Here is a 21,334-nt window from a genome sequence, read left to right on the forward strand (position 1 = left end):
TAGAGACAGGCCCCGGTTCGGCGCAGCTTGCAGCAGGCAGGAAGGAAGTACCCGTGAGTTCATCAGCGGACGATCCGCGCGGCGACCGCGGCGGAGATCGCGAAGGCCGCGGCGGCGCGGGCGGGTACGACCGGGGCGGCCAGCGTGGCGGGCGGCGCGACAACTGGGGCGACCGGCAGAACCAGGGCGGGCGCGGCGGCGACCGCGACTCCCGGGGTGGCGCCGGTCGCGGTGCCGGCGACCGCAACGGCGGCTACAGCCGACGCGACGACGGCGAGCGCCAGCGCGGCGGCTACCGGGATGGCGGCTTCCGCGACCGTGAGGGCGGCCCGCGCCGCGAGGGCGGGTACCGCGACGGGGGATTCCGTGACGGGCCGCGCCGCGAGGGTGGCTACCGCGAAGGGGCGCCGCGCGGCGGCTCCCGCGACGAGGGCGGATACCGCGGCGGCGGCCGGTTCGAGGGCCAACGCCGCGAGGGCGGCTACCGGGACCGCGAGGAGCGCGGTTACCGCGGCGGCGCCCGCCGCGACGGCGACTTCGGGGCCGGTGGGGCCCGGCGCGAGGGCGGCGGTTACCGCGAGGGCGGCTTCCGCGAGGGCGGCCCGCGCCGCGAAGGCGGTTACCGCGACGGCGGCTCCCGCCAGGGTGGCCAGCGCAGCGAGGGCGGCTTCCGCGGCGGCGACCGCGGCGGATCCGGGGCAGGCCGCGAGGGCGGATACGGCGACCGCGACCGCGGCGGCTACCGCGACCGGAGCGAGCGTGAGGGCGGTCCACATCGTGAGGGTGGCTTCCGTGACGGGGGTCCGCGTCGTGAGGGTGGCTTCCGTGACGGGGGTCCGCGTCGTGAGGGCGGGTTCCGTGACGGGGGTCCGCGTCGTGAGGGCGGGTTCCGTGACGGGGGTCCGCGTCGTGAGGGCGGCTTCCGTGACGGGGGTCCGCGTCGTGAGGGCGGGTTCCGTGACGGGGGTCCGCGTCGTGAGGGTGGCTTCCGTGACGGGGGTCCGCGTCGTGAGGGTGGCTTCCGTGACGGGGGCCCGCGTCGTGAGGGCGGGTTCCGTGAGGGCGGTCCGCGTCGTGAGGGTGGCTTCCGTGACGGGGGCCCGCGCCGTGAAGGTGGCTTCCGTGACGGGGGCCCGCGCCGTGAAGGTGGCTTCCGTGACCGGGAACGGCCAGGCTTCCAGGATCGCCCGCGCGGCGGGTTCCGCGATCGGGAGCGGCCCGGGTTCCGTGAGGAGCGGGATCGCGAGCGGCGCGGCGGTTACGGCGAGCGCGGTGGCGAGCCGGCGGTCGAGCGGGACCATGACCGCGGCATCGAGCGGGGCGAGGAGCGGGCTGGGCGGCCGCATCAGGACAACGTCCAGGGGGGCGATGCCGAGCGGCGGTGGCGGGCGGCGGACAGCGAGGACGCGCCCGCGGCCGGCCGGCGGTGGGAGCGCGGCGAGGGTACGCCGGAGCGGCCCGCGGGGCCGGTGCTGCCCGACGACGTGGACGCCGCGGACCTGGCGCCCGAGGTGCGGGCCGAGCTGAGGTCGCTGTCGCGCCCGGTGGCGGAGACGGTGGCGCGGCACCTGGTCATGACGGGGCGCGTGATCGACGACGACCCGGAGGAAGCGCTGGCGCACGCGCTGGCCGCGCGGCGGATGGCGTCCCGGATCGCGGCGGTGCGCGAGGCCACCGGGCTGGCCGCGTATCGGGCGGGGGAGTGGCAGACCGCGGTGTCGGAACTGCGCACCTACCACCGGATGTCCGGGCGCCAGACGCACCTGGCCATTCTGGCGGACTGCGAACGGGCACTGGGCCGCCCGGAGCGGGCCGTGGACCTGTACCGGTCGGCCGACCGGGAGCAGTTGGAGCAGGCCGAGGCGATCGAACTGCTGATCGTCGGCGCGGCGGCACGGGCCGACATGGGCCAGCAGGACGCCGCCGTATCGATGCTTCAGGTGCGCGAACTGACCGCGGACGCCCCGTGGGTGTCGCGGCTGCGGTACGCGTACGCCGACGCGCTGCTCAGCGCCGGCCGGCGGGGCGAGGCGCGGGAGTGGTTCGTACGGGTCGCCGAGGCCGACGAGGAGGGCGAGACCGACGCCGCCGAGCGCCTGCTCGAACTCGACGGCGTCGTCCTCACCGAGGACGAGAACGACGACGAACTCAACGACGAGAACGACGACCGACTCGAGGACGACGACGAACTCGAGAACGAGGACGACGACCGACTCGAGGACGAGGACGAGCGCGACGACGGGTTCGAAGCCGAGGACGGGTTCGAGGGCGAGATCCGCGACCGGTACGAGGACGAGGAGCGAGTCTCCGGCGGCACCGAGGACGACGGTGGCACCGACGACGGCGGCGAGACCGAGTACGACGGCGAGGTGGAGGAGCTCGACCGGGACGACGACGGCGTCGATCGGGACGACGACGGCGTCGATCGGGACCGGTCGGCGGCCGGCGACGCGCAGCCCGTCGAGGGGGCACCCGAAGAGGAGGAAGAAACTCTCTACCAGGCCGGCGAACAGGAGCGGGCGGCTCGCGACGAGGGGCCCGGCGGGCGCCCGAACGCGGAGGCGGTCTGGTTCGACGAGGGTGACCAGGAAGGCGTCGGGCAGCGGCCGGCGGCCAGCGCCCCGGCCAGTCCGGAGCGTGAGGAGCGGGCCGGGCTGCGCAGCAACGCCGAGCAGGCCGGGGCGGAGGAACTGGCCCGGGACGGCGCCGCCACCCGTGACAACTCCGCGACCGGCGTCGACACGGGAGAGAGCGGCAGCGCGTTGGCCGCGGACACGGACATCGCCGCCGCGGCCACCGCCGACGAGGACAGCGTCCCCAACGGGTTGGACCGGATCGACGCCGATCTGGCCGCCAAGCGGCGGGAGGAGCGCCCGGAGGGGGAGCGTTGACGGGACTGGCCGACGCGTACGACCTGATCATTTTCGATCTTGACGGGGTGGTCTACCTGATCGACCGGCCGATCGACGGCGCGGTCGAGGCGATCGGGGCGCTGCACCAGGCCGGGACGGCGGTCGCGTACGCGACCAACAACGCGTCGCGGCAGGCGGCCGACGTCGCCGCGCTGCTGACCGGCATGGGCATCATCGCCGGGGCGGACGAGGTGCTCACCTCGGCGGGCGCGGCGGCCGAGGCGCTGGCGAGCCGGCTGCCGGCCGGTTCGCCGGTCCTGGTGGTGGGCGCCGAGGCGCTGCGCGCGGAGGTGACCGCCGCCGGGCTGACCCCGGTGGCCGAGGCCGCGGACGACCCGGTGGCGGTCGTGCAGGGGTACGGGCCGGCCGTGGGGTGGGCGCAGCTCGCGGAGGCGAGCGTCGCGATCCGGGCCGGGGCGCAGTGGGTGGCCACGAACACGGACCGGACCCTGCCGAGCGTGCGGGGCCCGCTGCCGGGCAACGGTTCGTTGGTGGCGGTGCTGCGCACGGCACTGGAGCGGGAGCCGGACCTGGTCGTCGGCAAGCCCGAGCCGGCGCTGTTCCGCACCGCGGCCAGCCGGGCGGACGCCCGCTGGCCGCTGGTCGTCGGGGACCGGCTGGACACCGACATCGAGGGCGCCGTCCGGGCCGGAATGGACAGCCTGCTGGTCCTCACCGGAGTTAGCACCGCCCGGGACCTGCTCACCGCCCCGCCGTTGCGGCGACCCACGTACGTGGCCGAGAACCTCGGCGCGCTGGCCGACGCCGGCAGCGCTGCCCCCGTACCCTCCGCAGGGGACGATTGGACACTGCGCGAGGCCGGCGACGGCCTGGAGTTGAGCGGCGCCGGCCGACCGGCGGGCGCGCTGGCGGCGCTGTGCGCGCGGGCCTGGTCCGGGGAGCCGGTGGGCCGGGTGCGCGGCGCGACGCCGCAGGCCCAGGCGGCCCTGGCCGCCCTCAAACTCTGACCGGCCGACGGCCGGTGCGGCTAGCGGAGCTTGCGGAGTTTCAGCAGGTCGAACGGGTTGGCGTTGAGGGAGACGCGGCGGGCGCCGAGGGCGCGGGCGAAGTCGAGGTTGCCGTCGACCAGGGCGACCAGGTCGTCGCTGGTCATGGAGATCTTGATTTTGGCGGCCGGGTCGTCGCCGTCGGTCAGGTCGACCAGGCGGCCGTCGGTGAGCCGGCCGTGGAACGCGGTGTCGAGGTCGGTCACCCGCAGGGCGAGCGTGCGGTCCAGGTCAACCTTGCCGCGCACCTCGTCGGCGTTCGTGGCCAGGTTGGCCGCGAGCCGTTCCAGCGCGGACCGGCACTCTTCCTCGGTCGCCACGCTCACCCTCCGCTACTCGAATCGGACACCACGGGCACGGTACCGCACAGGGCGCGGCGAGCCGCCCGGTAGCGTGACATGCAACGCGTACCGTGGCCCGGGTCGGGCGACGGCCTGTCGAAGGAGACTGGGGATGCAAGACGCTTGGCGGGCGTACCTGGAGATGGCACTCGGGCTCACCGAGACGTCCCGGAAGAAGGCGCAGAAGGTCGCCAAGAAGCTGATCGGCCGGGGCGGCGCGACGGCGGTGCAGGTGCAGGCGCTGGCCGAGGACATGGTCTCCAACAGTTCGGCCACCCGGGAGGCGCTGACGAAGGTCGTGCGCGCCGAGGTGGAGCGGGCGCTGGGCCGGGTCGGCCTGGTGAGCGCGGACGAGGTCGAGCGGCTCGCCAGCCGGGTGCGTGAGCTGGAGCGACAGCTCGCCGAGGCGCGGGCCAGCGCGACGACCGCGCCGGCGACGGTCGCCGAGGCGGCGGGTGAGCCGGTCGGTGCCGAGGTCGTGGCGCCGCCCGCCACGGACGGGGAAGCGGGCCTGGGTCCGGCCAAGGCGGTGCCCAGCGGTGCGGCGAAGAAGGCGCCGGCGGCGAAGGCCGTGGCCAAGAAGGCGGTCGCGAAGAAGGCCGTGGCGAAGAAGGCCGTGGCGGCGAAGGCGACGAAGGCGGCCGCGCCCAGCAGCGGGCCGGCGACCGGCGCGGTCGGCGGGCCGGAGGCGGTCGGCGGCGCCGAGGCGCAGGGCCGCCTGGCCGCGGGCGAGGAGCCCGGGCCCGTGGCGCCGGCGAAGGCCGCCAAGAGCACCGTCGCCAAGGCCGCCGCGAAGAAGGCCGCCGCGAAGAAGGCGCCGGTGAAGAAGGCGGCCGCCAGGAAGGCCGCTGGCGAGCCCGGTGGCGCCCCGTGACCTCACCCGACCAGTTCGCCCCGGGCGAGGTCCGGGGTGCGAGTCCGGGCGCAAGCCCGAACCGGGGCCCGGGCGAAGATCCGCGCGTGAGTCAGGGCGGGAGCCCGGGCTGGGGCGAGGGGCCGGGCGACCCGGCCGGCGAGGGTGGGCCGGTGCGGACCGGGCACCCGGCCGTGGACGGCGCCCTGCAGGCGATGGCGAACGCCGCCGAGTTGCCCGCGGCCGAGCAGATCGCGGAGTACGAGGCGGCGCACCGGACCCTGCAGGAGACCCTGGCGACCATCGACGAAGCCTGACGTGGCACGCCGGAACCGACTCGACGCCGAGCTGGTGCGCCGCGGGCTGGCGCGCTCGCGGGAGCAGGCGGCCGCCCTGGTGGCCGCGGGGCGGGTCCTGGTGAGGGGCTCGCCGGCCGCCAAGCCGGCCGCGATGGTGGACCCGGCGGACCCGGTGCGGGTCACCGGGGGCGACGCCACCGAGGAGTACGTCTCGCGGGGCGGGCACAAGCTGGCCGGGGCGCTGGGCGCCTTCGGCACCCCGGTCACGGGGCGCCGCTGCCTGGACGCGGGCGCCTCCACCGGCGGCTTCACCGACGTGCTGCTGCGCGCCGGCGCCGCCGAGGTGGTCGCGGTGGACGTGGGGTACGGGCAGCTCGCCTGGTCGCTGCGCACCGATCCCCGGGTGCGGGTGCACGAGCGCACGAACGTCCGGGCGCTCACCCCGGACGCCATCGGCGGGACCGTCGCGCTCACGGTCGCGGACCTGTCGTTCATCTCGCTGCGCCTGGTGCTGCCGCCGCTGGCCGCCTGCACCGAGCCGGCCGGCGATCTCGTCCTGATGGTCAAGCCGCAGTTCGAGGTCGGCAAGGAGCGGGTCGGCGCCGGGGGTGTGGTGCGCGACCCCGACCTGCGGGCCGAGGCGGTGCTGGCGGTGGCGGAGGCCGGCGCGCAGCTCGGGTTGGGCGTGCGTGACGTGGTCGCCAGCCCCTTGCCGGGGCCGTCCGGCAACGTAGAGTACTTCCTCTGGTTCCGCCGGGACGCACCACCGGCCGACCCGGCCGCGGTGCACGCCGCGGTGGCCGCCGGACCGGGCGGCGGGCGGGCGGTCGGGGGCGACGGCCCCACCGAAGGAGGACAGCCGTGACCCGCTCGGCGCTCATGGTCACGCACACGGGGCGCAAGCACAGCGCCGCCCACGCCAGCACGGTCGCCGCGGACCTGATCGCGGCCGGCTTCGCCGTCCGGGTGATCGCCGAGGAGGTGGCCGACCTGGACCTGCCCGAGGACGTGCTGCCGGTCAGCGACGACCCGGCCGAGGCCGCCGAGGGCTGCGAGATCGTCCTGGCCCTGGGTGGGGACGGGACGCTGCTGCGCGCCGCCGAACTGGCCCGCCCGGCCGGCGTCCCGCTGCTGGGGATCAATCTCGGCAAGGTGGGCTTCCTGGCCGAGGCGGAGATCCACGACGTGGACCAGGCGGTGCGGGACGTGGTGACCCGCTCGTACACGGTGGACGAGCGGCTGACGGTGGACGTGGTCGCGGAGCTGAACGGGCACGAGATCGTCCGGTCCTGGGGGCTGAACGAGATCAGCGTGGAGAAGGGCTCCCGGGCGCAGATGCTGGAGCTGCGGGTGGACGTGGACGGGCGCCCGCTGTCCCGGTACGGCTGCGACGGGGTGGTGTGCGCGACCCCGACCGGCTCCACCGCGTACGCGTTCTCGGCCGGCGGTCCGGTGGTGTGGCCGGAGGTGGAGGCGCTGCTGCTGGTGCCGATCAGCGCGCATGCCCTGTTCAGCCGGCCGCTGGTCACCGCGCCCACCTCGGAGATCGTGATCACCGTGGACCCGTACACGCCGCTGGCCGTGCTGACCTGCGACGGGCGGCGCTGCTACGACCTGCCGCCCGGCGCCCGGGTGACCGCGCGCCGGGGTGAGCTGCCCGTCCGGGTGGTGCGGCTGGAGCCGCAGCCGTTCACCGACCGGCTGGTGGCCAAGTTCGCCCTCCCGGTCGAGGGCTGGCGCGGCAACGCCCGCTGACCGGCGCCCACCCGCGGGCGCCCGGCCCGGGCCTCCGTCGAGGCGGGTACCCCGTGGGCGCCGGCCGGGGCCTCCGGTCGAGGCTGGCGCGGCAACGGGCGCCCACCCGCGGGCGCCCGGCCGCCGCCGCGTCCAGCCCGCGCGGTCAGCGGAAGTCGAACTCGCCGCTCTTCACGCCCGCGAGGAATGCGTCCCACTCGGCGCGTGTGTAGAAGAGGACCTCGCCCTCGGGACGGTGGCTGTGGCGGACCGCGATCCGGCCGGAACCGTCCCGGACCGGGCCGGCCTCGACGCACTCGGCGCCGGCGCCGCTGCTGCGGCTGCTGATGTGCCAGGCGACGTCGGGCAGCACTCCCGCTCCCCGGCCGCCTGCGTCGTGCGTGCCGGATCCCGGCATACCAGCTGCGTGCATCTCAGCTCCCTGGCGATGGATGCGATGAACTCGATGGACTCGCGCTCGGGCAGCGCGGCGGTGCGCAGGCGCTCGTGCGCGCGGGCGAAGCGGGCGGTCTTGGGCGGCTCCACGAACCGCCGGCCGGCCAGCGACTCCACGTAGGCGGTCTCCGGGTACGGCGGCGGCATCCGGAACAGGATGAACGGGCCGTCGAGGCCGGCGTGCGGCCCGGCGGCGAACGGCAGCACCCGGATCGACACGCCGGGCCGGTCGGCCGCCTCGATCAGGTGGTCCAGTTGGCGGCGCAGGACGCCCGGCCCGCCGACCGACCGGCGCAGCACCGCCTCGTCCAGCACCGCCGCCAGGCGGGGCGGCCGGGGGCCGTCGAAGATGCGTTGCCGGGCCAGCCGGCGGGCCACCCAGTCGGCCACCCGGGCGTCCGATTCGCAGTCCTCGACCGCCCGGATCACCGCGTCCGCGTACCCGCGGGTCTGGAGCAGGCCGGGCACGACGGTGTTGTCGAAGCTGACGATCTCCTCGGCCCGCTCCTCCAGCCACGGCAGGTCGCAGAAGGACGGGTCGCGCAGCGTGTCGCCGAAGCGGGTCTCCCACTCGTCCTTGCGCCACACGTCCTCGGTGAGGTGCAGCAGCAGGTCGCGCTGCCGCTCGTCGGTGACTCCGTACAGGTCGAGTAACTGGAGCACGTCCGCGCGGGGGAAGGGCCAGTCGGCGGTCTCGAAGCGGCTCAGCGCGGAGAAGTCCCGCTGGAGGTGCTTGGCCGCCTCGCGCAGCGTCAGGCCGTTCGCGTCCCGCAGTTCCCGCATGCGCAGGCCGAGCCAGCGGGCGCGCAGCGTCGCCTGCCGGCCGCCCACCTTCCCGCCGCGCCGGCCGATCGGCAGGCGCCTGTTGGACCCGGGCATGGGCCTCCCCCTTCCGCCACTATCCGGACACCCGGTGTCCGGCCCGCGCGGCCGCCACCGCGATCGCGGGCCGCTCGCCGCGAAACCCCCGCGGGGAGGGAGGTTAGTGGCGGAGTAAGGCTAATGTCACCGTCCGCAGTGGAGAAAAATATCTATACGTGGACAGAAGCCCGCCGGCTGGTGTCCTGTCACATGGCGCGGCTACTGTCGGGGGCTGTGCTGGAGGAGTTGCGGATCACCGGGCTCGGCGTCATCGAGGACACGACGCTGCCGCTGACGGCGGGGATGAACGTGATCACGGGCGAGACCGGCGCCGGCAAGACCATGGTGGTGACCGGTCTGGGCCTGCTGTTCGGCGGGCGCGCCGACGCCGGCCGGGTCCGGGCGGAGCCGGGCCGGGCCGTGGTCGAGGGCCGGCTGCGGCTGTCCGGGCCCTCCGCCGCGGCGGTGCAGGCCCGCGTCGCGGAGGCGGGCGCCGAGCCGGACGAGGACGGCGCGCTGCTGCTGAGCCGTACGGTCACCGCCGAGGGCCGGTCCCGGGCGCACGTGGGCGGGCGGAGCATGCCGGTGGCGGTCCTCAGCGAGGTGGGCGAGCAGGTGCTCGCCGTGCACGGCCAGTCGGACCAGTTGCGGCTGCTGCGCCCGGCCGAGCAGCGGGCCGCGCTGGACCGGTTCGCCGGCGCCGGGCACGAGAAGCTGCTCGAGGCATTCGCCGAGAAGTACGCGCAGTGGCGCCGGATCACCGAGGATCTGGCCGACCGGCGGCGCAACGCCCGCGAGCGCAGCCAGCAGGCCGACCTGCTCCGCCTGGGGTTGGACGAGATCACCCGGGTGGACCCCCAGCCGGGGGAGGATGACGCGCTGCGCGCCGAGGCGCAGCGGCTGGAGCACGCCGAGGGACTGCGCACCGCGGCCCAGCAGGCGTACCTGGCGGTGGCCGGCGGCGCCGAGGCCGGCGACGACAGCCCGGACGCGACCGCCATGCTGGGCACCGCGCGGCGCACCCTGGCGGCGCAGGCGCCGGTCGACCCGGCGCTGGGCGAGCTGGCCGCCCGGCTGGAGGAGGCCGCCACGCTGGTCACCGACGTGGGGGCGGAGCTGTCGGGGTACCTGGCGCAGCTGGACGCCGACCCGGCGCGGCTGACCGAGGTGTACGAGCGGCGGGCCGCGCTGCGCGCGCTGACCCGCAAGTACGCGGAGGACGTGGCGGGCGTGATCGCCTGGGCCGACCGGGCCCGGGAGCGGCTGGGCGAGCTGGACACCTCCGACGAGCTGCTGGACGAGCTGGACCGCGAGCGCCAGCGCCTGGCGGCGGAGGTGGGCGAGCTGGCCGGCCGGCTCACCGCGGCCCGCGCGGAGGCCGCGGGCCGGTTCGCCGCGGACGTGACGGCGGAGCTGGCCGGGCTGGCGATGCCGCACGCGCGGATCGAGGTCGCCGTGCTGCCCCGGGGTGGGGCCGAGCCGATCGGGCCGGACGGCGCGGACGAGGTGGAGATGCGCCTGCTGGCCCATCCGGGCGCGCCGGCGCTGCCGCTGCAGAAGGGCGCCTCCGGCGGTGAGCTGTCGCGGGTGATGCTCGCCATCGAGGTGGTGTTCGCCGGCTCCGGCGGCCCGCCCACGCTGGTCTTCGACGAGGTGGACGCGGGCGTCGGCGGGCAGGCGGCGGTGGAGATCGGCCGGCGGCTGGCCCGGCTGGCCCGCAGCCACCAGGTCCTGGTGGTGACCCACCTGCCCCAGGTCGCGGCGTTCGCCGACCGGCACCTGGTGGTCGCCAAGGACACCGGCGGCGCGGTCACGACCAGCGGCGTGCGGGTGGTGGAGGACACCGAGCGGGCCCGCGAGCTGGCCCGGATGCTGGCCGGCCTGCCCGACTCGGACCTCGGCATCGCCCACGCGGAGGAGTTGCTGGCGGTGGCGGCGAGGGAGAAGCCGGCCCGGTAGGCGCCGCGGTGCCCGGGCGGCCGGCGAGGTGGAAGGGGCGAATCGGGCCTTCGGGGCATGTCGCGGGCGAGTTTCCGGGCCGGGCATGCCAGGATGGATCCGATGCGTCTTCCCACCTTGCGCCGCGCCCGGAGCGCCGAACCGGGCACCATCGCGGGCGTGGTCCGGCTCGACCGGCGGACCAAGCGCCTGGTCGGCCGGCTGCGCCCGGGCGACATCGCCGTGATCGACCACGTCGACCTGGACCGGGTCGCCGCCGACTCGCTGGTCGCGGTCGGCGTCGGCGCCGTGCTCAACGCCAAGCCGTCCATCTCCGGGCGGTACCCGAACCTGGGCCCCGAGGTGCTCGTCCAGGCCGGTGTGCCGCTGCTGGACAACCTCGGCGAGGAGGTGTTCCAGCAGCTGCGCGAGGGCGACTTCGTGCGGATCGAGGGCGCCGGCGTGCACCGCGGCGACACGGTGGTCGCCACCGGCGTGCGGCAGGACGCCGAATCGGTGGCCAAGTCGATGGCGGACGCCCGCGAGGGGCTGTCCGTGCAGCTCGAGGCGTTCGCCGCGAACACCCTGGAGTACCTCAAGCAGGAGCGGGACCTGCTGCTGGACGGCGTCGGCGTGCCCGACGTGCAGACCCGGCTCAACCGCCGGCACTGCCTGATCGTGGTGCGCGGCTACGACTACAAGGCCGACCTGGACGTGCTGCGCCCGTACATCCGCGAGTTCAAGCCGGTGCTGATCGGCGTGGACGGCGGGGCGGACGCGCTGGTCGAGTTCGGCTACACCCCGGACATGATCGTCGGGGACATGGACTCGGTCAGCGACGACGTGCTGCGCTGCGGCGCTGAGGTGGTGGTGCACGCCTACCCGGACGGCCGGGCGCCCGGCCTGGACCGGGTCCGCCAGCTCGGCGTGTCGGCGATCACCTTCCCGGCGGCGGCCACCAGCGAGGACCTCGCGCTGCTGCTCGCCGACGAGAAGGGCGCCTCGCTGATCGTCGCCGTGGGCACCCACAACAACCTGGTCGAGTTCCTGGACAAGGGGCGCGCCGGGATGTCCTCCACGTTCCTGACCCGGCTGAAGGTCGGCGGCAAGCTGGTCGACGCCAAGGGCGTGAGCCGGCTGTACCGGCAGAGCCTGCCCGGCTCCTCGCTGCTGCTGCTGATCCTGTCGGCGCTGGCGGCGATGGCCGCCGCGGTGGCGGTCTCCACGGTGGGGCAGGCGTACCTCGCCGTGGTCGCGGAGTGGTGGGACAATCTCATGTTCGAGCTGACCCGGCTGTTCTGACGCGACCGACGAGAAGGCTTCCACAGTGATCAATTTCCGGTACCACGTGGTGTCGCTGACCGCGGTGTTCCTGGCCCTGGCGATCGGCCTGGTGGTCGGCACCGCCGCGCTCAACGGGCCGATCTCGGACTCGCTCAGCGACAAGGTCAACTCGCTGAGCAAGGAGAAGAGCGAGCTGCGGGACCGGCTGACCAGCACCGAGAACGAGCTCAACCGGCGGGAGGACTTCGCCGTGCAGGCGGCGCCCCGGCTGCTGGGCAACACGCTGGCCAACCACCGGGTGCTGCTGCTGGTGCTGCCCGGCGCCAAGGAGTACGTGGACGGCGTCATGGAGATGCTCAAGATCGCTGGGGCGACGGTCACCGGCCGGGTCGACGTGCTGGACAAGCTGACCAACCCGGGCAACAACGAGGACCTGCTGGCCCTGGCCGACCAGTCCCTGCCGCCGAGCGTGCCGGGCGCGGAACTGCCGGCCAACAGCAAGGGCGTGGAGACGTCCGGCGCCCTGCTGGCCGGGGTGCTCATGGACCGGCCGGGCACCCCCGTGCCCCCCGGCGACCAGTTGTCGGTGCTCACCGCGTACTCCTCGGCGGGGTTCATCTCGGTCACCGGCGCGAAGGTCGGCGGGCCCGCCGAGGCGGTCGTGATCGTGGGCTCCGGCCCGTACAAGGACCGCGACGCCGGCGGCAAGAACGAGGCCGTGGTGACCCTCGTCGAGCAGTTCGACAAGGCCGGCCCGGTGGTCGTGGCCGGCACGGACGGGGGCGAGGGCAACGTCATCTCCGCGGTCCGAGGCGACCCGGCGCTGTCCAAGACGATCTCCACGGTGGACAACGTGCCGACCTCCCAGGGCCGGGTGGTGACCGTCATGGCGATCACCGAACAGTTGGTGCAGAAGAAGGTCGGCCACTACGGAGCCGGCTCCGGCGCCACGGCGCTGATGCCGAAGTAATAGGCTCCACCGCGTGATGAGGGTGTTGCTGGCCGCGGCGGGGGCCGCGGCCGCCCGGGCGGCGCTGAACGCGGCCGCGGGGGCGCCGCGCGCGCACCGGTTGGAGCGCACCAACTTCCGCGGCCGGACCGTGACCCTGGCCGGCGGCCCCGCCCTGGCCGCCGCCGCCTCGCTGACCAGCGCCGCCGGGGCGGGCCGCCCGGCCCTGGCCGCCGCGGCGCTGACCGCGGGGCTCGGCTCCGGCGCGGTCGGCCTCTACGACGACCTGGTCGGCGGGCGCCCCGAACACCGGGCGAAGGGCTTCCGCGGCCACCTCGGCGCGCTGCGCCAGGGCCGGGTCACCAGCGGGCTCGTCAAGATCGCGGGGGTGGGCGCCTCGGCGGCGGCCGCCGCCGCCCTGCTCGGCGCGGGGCGGGGGCGCGGCCGGGCCCGGTCGGTCGCCCACTTCATCGCCGACGCGGGCGTCATCGCCGGGACCGCGAACCTGGTCAACCTGCTGGACCTGCGCCCCGGCCGGGCGCTGAAGGCCGGGGTGCTGCTCGGCGCCCCGCTGGCCGCCGGCCGCCGGGGCGGGCTGGCCGCCGGCCCCGTCGGCGCGGCCCTCGGCCTGCTGGAATCCGACCTCGACGAGCGGTCCATGCTCGGCGACTCCGGCGCCAACTCGCTCGGCGCGCTGCTCGGCGTCGCCGTCGCGGCCCGGTCCGGGCTGGCCGGCAAGCTGGCCGTGCTGGCCGCCGTGGGCGCGCTGACCGCCGCCAGCGAGCGGGTCAGCTTCACCCGGGTCATCGAGCGCACCCCGGTCCTGCGCGAACTGGATGAGCTGGGTCGGCGGACGAGGTGACGGCGCCGGCCGGCGCCGGACCCGCCGCGCCCACGGAGGGGCCCGGCGCGAGCCGGGGCGGGCGGATCGCGGGGGCGGCGGCGCTGATCGCCGTGCTCACCGTGGCCAGCCGCCTCGCCGGCTTCGGCCGCACGATCGCCTTCGGCTGGGCGGTCGGCAAGAACGACCTCGGCGACGTGTACCTGGCGGCGAACACGGTCCCGAACATCGTCTTCGAGATCGTCGCGGGCGGGGCGCTGGCCAGCCTGGTCGTCCCGCTGCTGGCCGCCGACGTGGCCCGCGGCGACCGGGCCGCCGTGTCGCGGACGGTTTCGGCCCTGCTGACCTGGACGCTGACCCTGCTGGTCCCGCTGTCGCTGCTGGTCGCGCTGCTCGCCGGGCCGATCCTGCGGCTGACCGTGGACGCGAGCGGCGCCCAGGCGGACGTGGGTGCCCGGATGCTCACCGTCTTCGCGCCCCAACTGCCGCTGTACGGGGTCGGCATCGTGCTGACCGGGCTGCTCCAGGCGCACCGCCGGTTCGCCTGGCCGGCGCTGGCCCCGCTGCTGTCCAGCGTCACGGTCATCGGCGCGTACGCCGTCTTCGTCCCCGTCGCGGGCCGGGGCGCGGACGTGACCGGCCTGTCCCGCACCGGCGAACTGATCCTCTCGGTCGGTACGACGCTCGGCGTGGTGGTGCTCACGCTGTGCCTGATACCGGCCACCCGCGGGCTGCGGCTGACGCTGCGTCCCCGGTACTCGTTCGCCGGCGCGGCGCGCGGCACGGTCGGGCCGCTGGCCGCCGCCGGGGTGGCCACCGTCGCCGCCCAGCAGATCGCGGTGCTGGTCAGCATCCGGCTGGCCGGGGCGGGACCGTCCGGCTCGCTGGTCCTCTACAACCTGGCGCAGACCATGTTCCTGCTGCCCTGGGCGGTGCTCGCCGTCCCCCTGGCGACCGCGGCCTACCCCTCGATGGCGGCCGCCGCCGGCACCGGCGACCACCACCGGTACCGGGCCACGCTGGCCGGCGCCACCCGGGCCGTGCTGCTGCTGAGCTGCTTCGGCGCCGCCGCGCTGCTCGCGCTGGCCGGGCCGGCCGCCCGGGTGCTGGTCGCGCTCATGCCGCAGGCGCCCGCGTCCGGCCCGCTCGCCGCCGGCATCGCCGGCTTCGCGCCCGGCCTGCTCGGGTACGGGCTGTTCGCCGTCCTCTCCCGCGCCCTGTACGCGCGGGGGGACACCGCCGCCGCGGCCGGGGCCACCGTCGCCGGCTGGGCCGCCGCCGCGCTCGCCGCCCTCGCCCTCGCCGCCGGCCTGGCCGAGGACCAGCGCGTGCTCGCGCTGGCCCTGGGTAACTCCGCCGGCATGCTCGTGGTGGGCGCTGTTCTGCTCGTCGTGGTCGCCCGGCGGGCCGGGCCGGGTGCGCTGGCCGGCCTCGGTCGGGCCGCCGGCGCGGGGTTGGCCGCCGGCGCCGTGGCCGCCGGGGCGGGGCTCGCGGTCGTCCACGCGGCCGCGCCCTCGGGTACCCTCGGGGTCGCGCTGACCGGCGCGCTGGCCACGGTCGCGGTGACCGCCGTGTACCTCGCCGGTGTCTACGGCCTGGACCGGCCGGACCTCCGCCCCCTGCTCGCCGGCGCGGCCCGACGCCTGCGGCGCACCGCGCCGTCGGCGCCACACAGCTCGGCGGAACCTGGCTCGACGGGGAGGGGCCCCGGGCCACGGGGAGGAGGGGACACGTGAGCTGGACCGGTCGGGTGGCGCTCGTGCTGGCCTCCAGCACCGGCGGGGTCGGCCAGCACGTGGTGTCGCTGGCCGGCGGCCTCACCGGCGCCGGCTGCACCGTCACCGTCTGCGGGCCGGCCGCCACCCAGGAGCACTTCGACTTCACCCGCCGGGGCGCCGCGTTCGTCCCGGTGGAGGTCCCGGCCAGCCCCCAGCCCGGCGACGCCCGCGCCGTCAGCGCCCTGCGCCGCGCGCTCACCGCCGCCGAGCCCGACATCATCCACGCGCACGGGCTGCGCGCCGGGTTCGTCGCCGGCCTGGCCCGCCAGCGCCGGCCGTTGGTCGTCACCTGGCACAACGTGCTGCTCGCCCGGGGCGTGCGGGCCCCCGCGCTGCGGATGGTCGAGCGGATCGTGGCCCGCTCCGCGGACGTCACCCTCGGCGCCTCCGCCGACCTGGTCGAACGGGCCCGCCGGCTCGGCGCCCGGGACGCCCGACTCAGCCCCGTCGCCGCCCCCGAACTGCCGCCCCCGCACCGCCAGCCCGCCGCCGTACGGGCCGAGTTCGGCGTGCCCGCCGGTGTCCCACTGGTGCTCTCGGTCGGGCGCCTGCACCCCCAGAAGGGGTACGACACCCTCATCGCCGCCGCCGCCCGCTGGCGCCACCTCGACCCGGCCCCGGTCGTACTCATCGCCGGCAGCGGGCCCGCGTACATGAACCTCGCCGCCCGGATCTCCGACGCCCACGCGCCGGTCCAGCTGCTCGGCCACCGCACCGACGTGGCGGACCTGCTCGCCGCCGCCGACCTGGCCGTGGTCAGCAGCGTCTGGGAGGCCCGCCAGCTGTTCGCCCAGGAGGCGCTGCGCGTCGGCGCGCCGCTGGTCGCGACCGCCGTCGGCGGCCTGCCCGAACTCGTCGGCGACGCGGCGGTGCTGATCCCCCCGCAGGACGTGGACGCGCTCGACGAGGCGGTCCGGGCGATGCTGGCCGACCCGGCCAGGCGGGCGGAGTACGCCGCCCGCGGACCGGCCCGGGCGGCGGCCTGGCCGAGCGAGGCGGATATGGTCGCCGACGTCCGCGCCGTCTACCACGACCTCGTCCCGGCCACCACGGGCCACGGCTGATGCTGCGTCGGCTCATCCCGCTCGCGCTCGCCGCGATCGTCGCGGTGGCGGGCATGGTCGGCCTCGTCATGCGGCCCGCCACCGGCGTCGCCCAGACCCCCGTCGACTACGTGATCATCGCCGGCGCACCCGGCCTACGCTGGGACGACCTGAGCGAGATCGGCACGCCGGCCCTGTGGCGGCTGGCCGAACACGGCTCCATCGGGTCGCTGTCCGTGCGCTCGGCCGCCAACCCGACCTGCCCCGTCGACGGCTGGCTCACCCTCGGCGCCGGCAACTACGCCGCCGCCCCCGGCGCCCGCACCAGCGGCCCGTGCCCCGCCGACGGCCTCACCGTGGACCGGCCCGACAAGACCGGCGCCCGGGTACCGGCGCAGGAGTCGGTGGTCCGCCACAACCGGGAGAACCTGCCCTGGGGTGCGGTGCCCGGGGCGCTGTCCGAATCGGTGCGCTGCACCGTGGCCGTCGGCCCCGGCGCCGCGATCGCCGCCGCCCGCCCATTCGGCCGGGTCGACCGGTACGCGCCCGCGCTGCCCAGCAACGCGGCGCCGCTGCTCGCGTCCTGCGTGCTCGGCTTCGTCGACCTCGGCACGGTCACCGGCACCGGCAAAACCCGCGCCGCCGCCGTGGCCCGGGCCGACAGCACCCTCGCCCGGATCCTGGCCGCCCGGCCCGACCACTCGCTGATCCTCGTCGCCGGCCTGTCCGACACCGACACCGCCGGCCGCCTGCACGTCGCCATCGCCGACGGGCCCGGCTGGGAGGGCGGCTGGCTCACCTCCACCAGCACCGGGCGCCCCGGGTACGTGCAGCTCATCGACCTGGCACCCACCGCGCTCGCCGCGCTGAACCGGTCCTCCCCGCAGAAACTGTTCGCCGGCCAGCCGGCCAGCAGCGCCGGCGAGCGCCCCACCGACCTCGCCGCCGCCGTCGCCCGCCCCGCCGACGCCGACCGGGAGGCCCGCGCCCGGCAGCGGGTCGCGAACCGATTCTTCGTCCTGCTCGGCGCGCTCGAACTGATCCTGTTCGTGGTCGCCGTCCCGCTGCTGTGGCGGGCCCGCCCCCACGGCGGTCCCGGCGCCCCCCGCCCGGCCCCACCGCGCCTGGTCCGCGCCGCCGAGACATTGCTCACCGCCACCGCCCTGGCGATACCCGCGGCCCTGATCGCCGACGCCATCCCCTGGTGGCGGGCGGACCGCTCCGGCATCGTGTTCGGCCTCGCCGCCGCCGCCGTCCTGGCCCTGCTCACCGCCGGGGTCCGGTTCGCCGCCCCGTTCCGGCGCCCGCTCGGCCCGCTCGGCCTGGTCGCCGCCCTCGCCGCCGGCGTCGTGGCCGTCGACGTGCTCACCGGAGCCCGCCTCCAACTCAACGGCGTCGCCGGCTACTCCGCCCTGGAAGGCGCCCGGTACGCCGGCATCGGCACCGTCGGCCTCGGCGTGCTCGCCGCCGGCGCCCTGCTCCTCGCCGGCCACCTCGCCCAGCAGGTCAGCCGCAGCTGGCGGCCCACCGTCGTGGTCATCGTCGGTGGCATCGCCGTCGTCCTGGTCGGCAGCCCGTACCTCGGCTCCGACGCCGGCGGCGCCATCGCCCTCACCGCCGGCGTCAGCGTCGCCGCCGCCATCAGCACCGGCGGCTGGCTCACCTTCGCCCGCCTCGCCTGGGCCACCCTCGCCGGCGTCGCCGTCACCTCCGGCTTCGCCGTCCTCGACCTGCGCCGCCCCGCCGAGCGCCGCGGCACCCTCGGCACCTTCCTCACCCAGCTCAGCGACGGCACCGGCGGCCCCTCCGTCCACCGCGCCGCCGCCGCCAACGGCGTCGCGTTCGTCACCAGCCCGCTGACCATCCTCGCCATCGCCGCCGCCGCCTTCGTCTGGCTCGCCCTCATGCAGGAATGGGGCGGCCTCAAACGCCTCTTCGGCCTCTACCCGGCCATGCGTGCCGCCTTCGCCGGCCTCACGGTCGCCGTCATCCTCGGCGGCCTGCTCAACAGCGAGGCCCTGACCGTGGCCGGCGCCGCCGCGGCGGTCGCCCTGCCGCTGGCCACCATCGCCGCCCTCCGTGTCCTCCACCACGCCATGGACCGCACCCAACCCCCGCTCCAACCGGACCCCGCCACCGCAGCCCCGCCCGCGTGCCCCGCAGCCGAGAGCTGCGAGCCCGCGGGTTCCGTGGGTACGGGCTCTGTGGGTGCGGGTCCTGTGGGTGCGGGCTCTGTGGGTGCTGGCTCCGCGGAGGCGGGTTCTGTGGGTGCGGGTCCTGGGGATGCTGGCTCCGCGGAGGCGGGTGCTGCGGAGGCTTGTTCTGCCGAGACGGCGGCCTCAGGCGCGGCGGGATCTCCCCCCTCGGTGCCGTCGAAGGCACCCACCTCAGCCAGCGCATCCCCGGCCGTACCCCCATCGCCCGCAGCGCCGCCGCCCGCCTCCCATTCCTGATTCAGGACGACCATTCCGGCAGATCTTGGTACCAACCCGGTCGTTTTCCGGCGAATCCATACCAAGATCTCGCGGCGCTCCGCCCGCCCGCGGTGCTCCGCCCGCCCGCGGAGAGGGGCGTGGGCTGGGAGAAGAGACGGGACCGGGCGGCGCGCCCGGCCCGGGCCGGCGGGATGGGGCCGGGGCCAGGTGTTACTGTTGAATCCCGTGGATCGGGCGACCTAGCCCGGCGCGTACAGACCACGGGAGCAAGCTTTGGCCCCTTCGGCACGGACGACACGGCACATTTTCGTCACCGGGGGCGTCGCCTCCTCGCTGGGCAAGGGGCTCACCGCCTCAAGCCTGGGCAATCTTCTCACCGCCCGCGGCCTGCACGTGGTCATGCAGAAGCTGGACCCGTACCTCAACGTCGACCCGGGCACGATGAACCCGTTCCAGCACGGCGAGGTGTTCGTCACCGAGGACGGCGCCGAGACCGACCTGGACGTGGGGCACTACGAGCGCTTCCTGGACCGGGAGCTGTCGGCGGCGGCGAACGTCACCACGGGGCAGATCTACTCGGCGGTGATCGCCAAGGAGCGGCGCGGCGAGTACCTGGGCGACACGGTGCAGGTGATCCCGCACATCACCAACGAGATCAAGGCCTGCATCCGGGCGATGGCCGAGCCGGACGAGGACGGGCGCACGCCGGACGTGGTGATCACCGAGGTGGGCGGCACCGTGGGTGACATCGAGTCGCTGCCGTTCCTGGAGGCGATCCGGCAGATCCGGCACGACCTGGGCCGGGACAACTGCTTCTACCTGCACGTGTCGCTGGTGCCGTACCTGGCGCCGTCCGGCGAGCTGAAGACCAAGCCGACGCAGCACTCGGTGGCGGCGCTTCGCAACATCGGTATTCAGCCGGACGCGCTGGTGTGCCGGTCGGACCGGGAGATCCCGGACAAGCTCAAGCACAAGCTCAGCCTGTACTGCGACGTGGACCGCGAGGCGGTGATCGCCGCGCCGGACGCGCCGAGCATCTACGACATCCCGCGGGTGCTGCACAGCGAGGGGCTGGACGCGTACGTGGTGCGCCGGCTCGGGCTGTCGTTCCGGGACGTGGACTGGACGGTGTGGGAGGACCTGCTGGAGCGGGTCCACCACCCGGTGCATACGGTGACGATCGCGCTCGTCGGCAAGTACGTGGACCTGCCCGACGCGTACCTGTCGGTGAGCGAGGCGGTCCGGGCGGCGGGGTTCGGGCACCGGGCGCGGGTTCTGGTGCGCTGGGTGCCCAGCGACGAGTGCAAGACGGCGGCCGGCGCGGCGGCGGCGCTGGCGGGCGTGGACGGCATCGTGATCCCCGGCGGGTTCGGGGTGCGTGGCATAGAGGGCAAGGTGGGCGCGGCCCGGTTCGCCCGGGAGAACCGCATCCCGACGCTGGGGCTGTGCCTGGGCCTGCAGTGCATGACCATCGAGGCGGCGCGGAACCTGGCGGAGCTGACCGGCGCGAACTCGGCCGAGTTCGACCCGGAGGCCGCCCACCCGGTGATCGCCACGATGGCGGACCAGGAGGACATCGTGGCTGGCAGGGGCGACCTGGGCGGCACGATGCGGCTCGGGTCGTACCCGGCGAAGCTGACGCCGGGGTCGCTGGTGGCCAAGGCGTACGGGTCGGAGCTGATCAGCGAGCGGCACCGGCACCGGTACGAGGTGAACAACGCGTACCGGGAGGCGCTGGTCGGTGCGGGGTTGCGGGTCACCGGCACGTCGCCGGACGGCCGGCTGGTGGAGTTCGTGGAGCTGGACGAGTCGCTGCACCCGTTCTACGTGGGCACGCAGGCGCACCCGGAGCTGAAGAGCCGCCCGACCCGCCCGCATCCGCTGTTCGCCGCGTTCGTGGGCGCCGCGATCGACTACTCGCGCGCCGACCAGCTTCCCGTGGACACGCTGCCCGAGGCCGCGGTGGCGCAGGCATGAGTACCCCGGCGGGCCACACGTACCCGGTCAAGGCCGAGCACGAGCGCTACCGCGGGTCGATGTTCACGGTGGTCACCGACGAGGTGGTGATGCCGGGCGGCAGGGTGGCCGAGCGGGACTACATCAAGCACGTCGGCGCGGTCGGTGTGGTGGCGGTGGACGAGCAGGAGCGGGTGGTGCTCATCAAGCAGTACCGGCACCCGCCGCGGGCGCGGCTGTGGGAGCTGCCGGCCGGGCTGATCGACGTCAAGGGCGAGGATCTGCCCGCGGCGGCGCTGCGCGAGCTGGGCGAGGAGGCGGACCTGACCGCCGGCCGCCTGGAGACGCTGGTGGACCTGCACCCCACCCCGGGGGCGTCGAACGAACTCATCCGGGTGTATCTGGCCCGGGAGCTGGGCGAGGTGCCCGAGGCGGAGCGGCACGAGCGGCGCGACGAGGAGGCGGAGCTGACCGTCGCCCGGGTGCCGCTGGACGAGGCGGTCGCGATGGTGCTGCGCGGCGAGATCACCAACGCGGCCTGCGCCGCCGGGGTCCTGGCCGCCGCCCGTGCCCGGGACAACGGGTGGCGGGATGTGCGCCCCGTCGACGCGCCGCTACCCGACGCGGCCGTAGGTCGGTGAGGGACC

Annotated in this window: 17 protein-coding genes and 2 pseudogenes; 15 read left to right on the forward strand and 4 right to left on the reverse strand. The window is 75.9% G+C overall.

From position 1 onward, the window contains the following. Nucleotides 1-62: 62 nt before the first annotated feature. Nucleotides 63-776, reverse strand: coding sequence for a hypothetical protein (locus KJS59_RS24390; RefSeq protein WP_213455305.1), 714 nt, complete (start codon nt 774-776; stop codon nt 63-65). 693 nt (nt 777-1,469) lie between these two features. Here KJS59_RS24390 and KJS59_RS32335 point away from each other — a divergent pair. Together KJS59_RS32335 and KJS59_RS24400 are read left to right on the forward strand one after the other, a co-directional pair. Then, the gene (locus tag KJS59_RS32335) at nt 1,470-2,891 is read left to right on the forward strand and encodes a tetratricopeptide repeat protein (protein ID WP_376771254.1); all 1,422 of its coding nucleotides are present in this window, start codon (nt 1,470-1,472) and stop codon (nt 2,889-2,891) included. Next, entirely contained in the window at nt 2,888-3,880 is a 993-nt protein-coding gene (locus KJS59_RS24400) for an HAD-IIA family hydrolase (protein WP_213455306.1), read from the forward strand. Before KJS59_RS32335 ends, KJS59_RS24400 begins: the two co-directional genes overlap by 4 nt. Nucleotides 3,881-3,900: 20 nt before the next feature. On the opposite strand, the gene KJS59_RS24405 is transcribed toward KJS59_RS24400, so the two are convergent. Beyond that, nucleotides 3,901-4,239 carry an alkyl sulfatase C-terminal domain-containing protein gene (locus tag KJS59_RS24405; RefSeq protein WP_213455307.1) on the reverse strand — a complete coding sequence of 113 codons (339 nt, stop codon included), beginning with the start codon at nt 4,237-4,239 and terminating at the stop codon, nt 3,901-3,903. 133 nt (nt 4,240-4,372) lie between these two features. Here KJS59_RS24405 and KJS59_RS24410 point away from each other — a divergent pair, with 133 nt between their 5' ends. The 4 genes from KJS59_RS24410 to KJS59_RS24425 all read left to right on the forward strand — a co-directional run bounded on the left by KJS59_RS24410 (nt 4,373) and on the right by KJS59_RS24425 (nt 7,167). Beyond that, a complete protein-coding gene (locus KJS59_RS24410; protein ID WP_213455308.1) occupies nt 4,373-5,134 on the forward strand; it encodes a phasin family protein in 762 nt (253 codons plus the stop codon). Between the two features lie 86 nt (nt 5,135-5,220). Continuing rightward, nucleotides 5,221-5,430: a hypothetical protein gene (locus tag KJS59_RS24415; RefSeq protein WP_213455330.1), complete on the forward strand. Its 210-nt coding sequence runs from the start codon at nt 5,221-5,223 to the stop codon at nt 5,428-5,430. A 1-nt stretch (nt 5,431) separates the two neighbouring features. Then, complete coding sequence (locus tag KJS59_RS24420) at nt 5,432-6,277, forward strand: TlyA family RNA methyltransferase (protein ID WP_213455309.1); 846 nt, start codon at nt 5,432-5,434, stop codon at nt 6,275-6,277. A 14-nt stretch (nt 6,278-6,291) separates the two neighbouring features. After that, nucleotides 6,292-7,167, forward strand: coding sequence for an NAD kinase (locus tag KJS59_RS24425; RefSeq protein ID WP_249714832.1), 876 nt, complete (start codon nt 6,292-6,294; stop codon nt 7,165-7,167). A 145-nt stretch (nt 7,168-7,312) separates the two neighbouring features. Here the strand turns inward: KJS59_RS24425 and KJS59_RS24430 are convergent, their stop codons facing one another. Then, a complete protein-coding gene (locus KJS59_RS24430) occupies nt 7,313-7,564 on the reverse strand; it encodes a DUF397 domain-containing protein (protein WP_213455311.1) in 252 nt (83 codons plus the stop codon). A 47-nt stretch (nt 7,565-7,611) separates the two neighbouring features. Further along, nucleotides 7,612-8,481 (reverse strand): annotated as a pseudogene (locus KJS59_RS24435) (helix-turn-helix domain-containing protein); the annotation flags it as partial. Between the two features lie 216 nt (nt 8,482-8,697). Here KJS59_RS24435 and recN point away from each other — a divergent pair. The 9 genes and pseudogenes from recN (at nt 8,698) to KJS59_RS24480 (ending at nt 21,328) form a co-directional block, all read left to right on the forward strand. Further along, nucleotides 8,698-10,422, forward strand: a complete 1,725-nt coding sequence (gene recN, locus KJS59_RS24440; protein WP_213455323.1) for a DNA repair protein RecN — start codon at nt 8,698-8,700, stop codon at nt 10,420-10,422. Between the two features lie 102 nt (nt 10,423-10,524). Beyond that, nucleotides 10,525-11,703, forward strand: a complete 1,179-nt coding sequence (steA, locus tag KJS59_RS24445; RefSeq protein WP_213455312.1) for a putative cytokinetic ring protein SteA — start codon at nt 10,525-10,527, stop codon at nt 11,701-11,703. A 25-nt stretch (nt 11,704-11,728) separates the two neighbouring features. After that, the gene (locus KJS59_RS24450; RefSeq protein WP_213455313.1) at nt 11,729-12,655 is read left to right on the forward strand and encodes a copper transporter; all 927 of its coding nucleotides are present in this window, start codon (nt 11,729-11,731) and stop codon (nt 12,653-12,655) included. A 16-nt stretch (nt 12,656-12,671) separates the two neighbouring features. Next, nucleotides 12,672-13,496, forward strand: coding sequence for a hypothetical protein (locus KJS59_RS24455; protein ID WP_213455324.1), 825 nt, complete (start codon nt 12,672-12,674; stop codon nt 13,494-13,496). 65 nt (nt 13,497-13,561) lie between these two features. Beyond that, nucleotides 13,562-15,200 (forward strand): annotated as a pseudogene (murJ, locus tag KJS59_RS24460) (murein biosynthesis integral membrane protein MurJ); the annotation flags it as partial. Between the two features lie 7 nt (nt 15,201-15,207). Then, complete coding sequence (locus KJS59_RS24465) at nt 15,208-16,317, forward strand: glycosyltransferase family 4 protein (RefSeq protein WP_213455325.1); 1,110 nt, start codon at nt 15,208-15,210, stop codon at nt 16,315-16,317. Then, on the forward strand, nt 16,317-18,749 hold the full coding sequence (locus tag KJS59_RS24470; protein WP_213455331.1) for a hypothetical protein: 2,433 nt from the start codon (nt 16,317-16,319) through the stop codon (nt 18,747-18,749). The genes KJS59_RS24465 and KJS59_RS24470 overlap by 1 nt, the downstream gene beginning before the upstream one ends. A 255-nt stretch (nt 18,750-19,004) precedes the next feature. Then, entirely contained in the window at nt 19,005-20,708 is a 1,704-nt protein-coding gene (locus tag KJS59_RS24475) for a CTP synthase (RefSeq protein ID WP_213455314.1), read from the forward strand. Further along, nucleotides 20,705-21,328 (forward strand): NUDIX domain-containing protein, encoded by a 624-nt coding sequence (locus KJS59_RS24480; RefSeq protein WP_213455315.1) that lies wholly within the window; start codon nt 20,705-20,707, stop codon nt 21,326-21,328. The genes KJS59_RS24475 and KJS59_RS24480 overlap by 4 nt, the downstream gene beginning before the upstream one ends. The last annotated feature ends 6 nt before the right edge of the window (nt 21,329-21,334 follow it).

Source organism: Rhizomonospora bruguierae (assembly GCF_018397995.1).
In the GTDB taxonomy this organism is placed as follows: Bacteria; Actinomycetota; Actinomycetes; order Mycobacteriales; family Micromonosporaceae; genus Rhizomonospora; species Rhizomonospora bruguierae.

Excerpts from the sequence above, each read along its gene's own strand:
- steA (WP_213455312.1), top strand. The coding sequence starts at position 10,525 with ATGCGTCTTCCCACCTTGCGCCGCGCCCGGAGCGCCGAACCGGGCACC.
- KJS59_RS24480 (WP_213455315.1), top strand. The coding sequence starts at position 20,705 with ATGAGTACCCCGGCGGGCCACACGTACCCGGTCAAGGCCGAGCACGAG.
- KJS59_RS24425 (WP_249714832.1), top strand. The coding sequence starts at position 6,292 with ATGGTCACGCACACGGGGCGCAAGCACAGCGCCGCCCACGCCAGCACG.
- KJS59_RS24410 (WP_213455308.1), top strand. The coding sequence starts at position 4,373 with ATGCAAGACGCTTGGCGGGCGTACCTGGAGATGGCACTCGGGCTCACC.
- KJS59_RS24390 (WP_213455305.1), bottom strand. The coding sequence starts at position 776 with ATGTGGACCGCCCTCACGCTCGCTCCGGTCGCGGTAGCCGCCGCGGTC.
- KJS59_RS24455 (WP_213455324.1), top strand. The coding sequence starts at position 12,672 with ATGAGGGTGTTGCTGGCCGCGGCGGGGGCCGCGGCCGCCCGGGCGGCG.
- KJS59_RS24470 (WP_213455331.1), top strand. The coding sequence starts at position 16,317 with ATGCTGCGTCGGCTCATCCCGCTCGCGCTCGCCGCGATCGTCGCGGTG.
- KJS59_RS24430 (WP_213455311.1), bottom strand. The coding sequence starts at position 7,564 with ATGCCGGGATCCGGCACGCACGACGCAGGCGGCCGGGGAGCGGGAGTG.